The organism is Albidovulum sp., from assembly GCF_049646345.1.
In the GTDB taxonomy this organism is placed as follows: Bacteria; Pseudomonadota; Alphaproteobacteria; order Rhodobacterales; family Rhodobacteraceae; genus Albidovulum.
In genome coordinates, this window is the sequence record NZ_JBARVQ010000237.1 from 1 (window position 1) to 2,744 (window position 2,744).

General features: G+C 61.1%; 4 protein-coding genes. All 4 read left to right on the top strand.

What is annotated here, in order from left to right; genetic code table 11:
- The first annotated feature begins 211 nt into the window (after window positions 1-211).
- Window positions 212-1,174, top strand: coding sequence for a fatty acid desaturase family protein (locus WBB85_RS05645; RefSeq protein ID WP_432637654.1), 963 nt, complete (start codon window positions 212-214; stop codon window positions 1,172-1,174).
- 7 nt (window positions 1,175-1,181) lie between these two features.
- The gene (locus WBB85_RS05650; protein WP_432637655.1) at window positions 1,182-1,499 is read left to right on the top strand and encodes a Rieske 2Fe-2S domain-containing protein; all 318 of its coding nucleotides are present in this window, start codon (window positions 1,182-1,184) and stop codon (window positions 1,497-1,499) included.
- Window positions 1,496-2,503, top strand: coding sequence for a DMT family transporter (locus WBB85_RS05655; protein WP_432637656.1), 1,008 nt, complete (start codon window positions 1,496-1,498; stop codon window positions 2,501-2,503). The genes WBB85_RS05650 and WBB85_RS05655 overlap by 4 nt, the downstream gene beginning before the upstream one ends.
- Before the next feature lie 106 nt (window positions 2,504-2,609).
- Window positions 2,610-2,744, top strand: a 135-nt coding sequence (locus tag WBB85_RS05660; RefSeq protein WP_432637657.1) for a twin-arginine translocation signal domain-containing protein, incomplete at its 3' end; no start/stop codon positions are given.

The following is a 2,744-nucleotide window of genomic DNA, read 5'->3' on the forward strand; positions in this document are numbered from 1 at the left end:
GGACTATCCCATTTTCACCGACAACCCCTATGAACGGGCGCTTCTTCCCGCAATGATCGACGACGCCGACAAGGAAAAAATCGCCGGGCTGAACGCGATGGGCCTGCTTGGCGGCCTGATGAATTGATGCCTACGGGGCAATCAATTTACTATTGATAAATATTTGAATTCGGTCTGGAATGAACAAAGTCCGAATCCACGGGAAGGCGGCATGACCTCCGATGTCCTCACACCGATCACACAGGCGCTGAACGAAGGCGCATTGACGCGGCGTGAGCTGAAGGCCTTCATGCGGCGGTCCGATTGGCCGGCGATCCGGCATCTGGCGCTTTGGCTGCTTGTTCTTGGTGTGACTGGCTTCGGCGTCCACCTTGCGCTTGGCGGGCCGTGGTTGGGGGCGGCCATGACCCTGCACGGGGTTGTCGTGGTTCACCATTTTGCCCTGCAACACGAAAGCGCGCATTACACCGTTTTCGCGACCCGGCGGCTGAACGATATTGCCGGGCAGATCTGCGGTTTTGTGATCCTCGTGCCGCATCAGTTCTTTCGCTACGAACATTGCGATCACCACACCTATACCCAGCTTATGGGCAAAGACCCCGAACTGATCGAACTGCCGACCTCCGCAGGCAAATATCTTTGGTATCTTTCGGCGCTGCCCTATTGGTGGGGCCTTGTGACCGCGCTTGGGCGGCACGGGCTTGGCCGGCTATCCGAAGCGGACCGCTTGTTTCTTCCCAAAGAGGCCCATTCCACCATCATTCTTGAAGCGCGGCTTTACCTTGCGGGCTATGCCGCAATCGCGCTTGCCAGCATCGCCACTGGCTGGGCGGGGGCGCTTTGGTATTGGGTGCTGCCCTCGCTGCTTGGTCAGCCGGTGATGCGGGCGATCCGGATGACCGAACATGTCGGGCGCCCCAACACCTCGGATTTCAAGGTCAACACCCGCACCAACCTTGTCTCTGCGCCGATGCGGTTCCTGTGCTGGAACATGAACTATCATGCAGAACATCACTACGCCGCCTCTGTTCCCTTCCATGCGCTTCCGGCGCTGCACCGCAAGCTTGACGGCTACATCCATGTCGAACCGCGGGGCTATATTGGTGCCCATGCCGATATTCTTTCCCAGATCTTCGGGCGGGTGCCTCGGGCTGACCGGCCGGACGCGGGGTGAGGATGGAATGGCGCGCAAGAAGGCCTGGCACGATCTGATCCCGCTGGACGCGCTTGAGCCGGGCGATGCAACCCCGGTGCTGTTTGCCGGGCGGGAACTTGCGGTTTTTGACGGCAAGGAGGGGATCAGCGTCGCCCATGCGCGCTGCACCCACGGCGCCGCCAATCTTTGCGATGGCTATTTCGACGGGCGCAATATCGAATGCCCGCTGCATCAGGGGTTGTTTGACGCCCGGACCGGCGCGGTGCTGGCCGCCCCCGCAAGGGTGCCGCTGCGAATGATCGAATGCCGCGTTGCGGACGGGATCGTGCAGGTGCTGTTATGACCGCGCGGGCCGCCGATGATGCACAGGGCAGCGGCGGGCTTCGACCGGTTCTGTTGGTTGCAACGGCCTCTGTCGCATTTTCCGTCAATGACCTTGTGTTCAAACTGCTAAGCGGCACCTACCCCTTGCATGAAATGATGCTGGTCAGGTCCGGGGTGGCGCTGATCCTGATCGCGGTCTTCATATCGACACAGCACGCCGCGTGGCGCCTGATGCGCACCGACCGGCCCGGGCTTCACCTTCTGCGTGCCTGCCTGATGATCACCGCCAATTCCGCCCAATACGCTGCTTTGGCCGCCCTGCCGCTGGCCGATGCGACGGCGATCTACTATTCAGCGCCGCTGCTGATCACCGTCTTTTCGGTCTTTCTGCTGCGCGATCATGTCGGCCCATGGCGGTGGCTGGCCGTAACGGTGGGGCTTTTGGGTGTTGTCCTGATCGTGCGTCCGGGCGGGTCGGCCTATTCCGCGCCGGCCCTTCTGGCGGTGTTGTCGGCCACGGTCTATGCGCTGAGCCAGATCCTGACGCGGCGGCTGGGGCGCACGGATACGGCCCTGACCATGGCCTTTTTCAGCCAGCTTTCCTTTACCCTGTTCGCGACGCTGATCGGCTTTTCCTTCGGGGGTGGCAGCTTTGGCGACACCGGCAGCGCCGCTGCCGATTTCCTGCTGCGCGCCTGGTCATGGCCTGCGCCGTTCGATCTGTTCCTTCTTGTCATATTGGGTGTGATCAGCGCTGTCGGCGGGCTGATGATGACTATGGCTTACCGCGATGGTCCGCCCAGCCTTGTTGCCTCATTCGAATATCTGGCCCTGCCGATGTCCGTCGTCTGGGGCGCGATTTTCTGGGCCAGCCTGCCCGATCGCTGGTCCACAATCGGGATCGCGCTGATTCTCGGGGCGGGTATTGCCGTGGCCTATCGCGAGGCGCGGCTGGGACGAAAGGCCTATCCCAAACGCAACACACTGGCGGGAGGGGCCATTATGCGCGATGATTTTGATTAGTCAGAAGCATGAAGATGCGCTAGAATAAACACTACAAGCAGAATTTTTCAAAACAAACGCTGCAAACCAGGGAGAAGAACTGATGATCAGAACGACAAAACCCGGCATGACCCGCCGCGGATTCGTGAAGACAAGCGGTGCCTTGTGGGTCGCGGCTGGGCTTGGCGCGACCGCGGCGCAGGCACAGCCGGTAAAGGGCGGACGGCTTAGTGTCGGCATGACCGGCGGCGCGGTCAGCGAT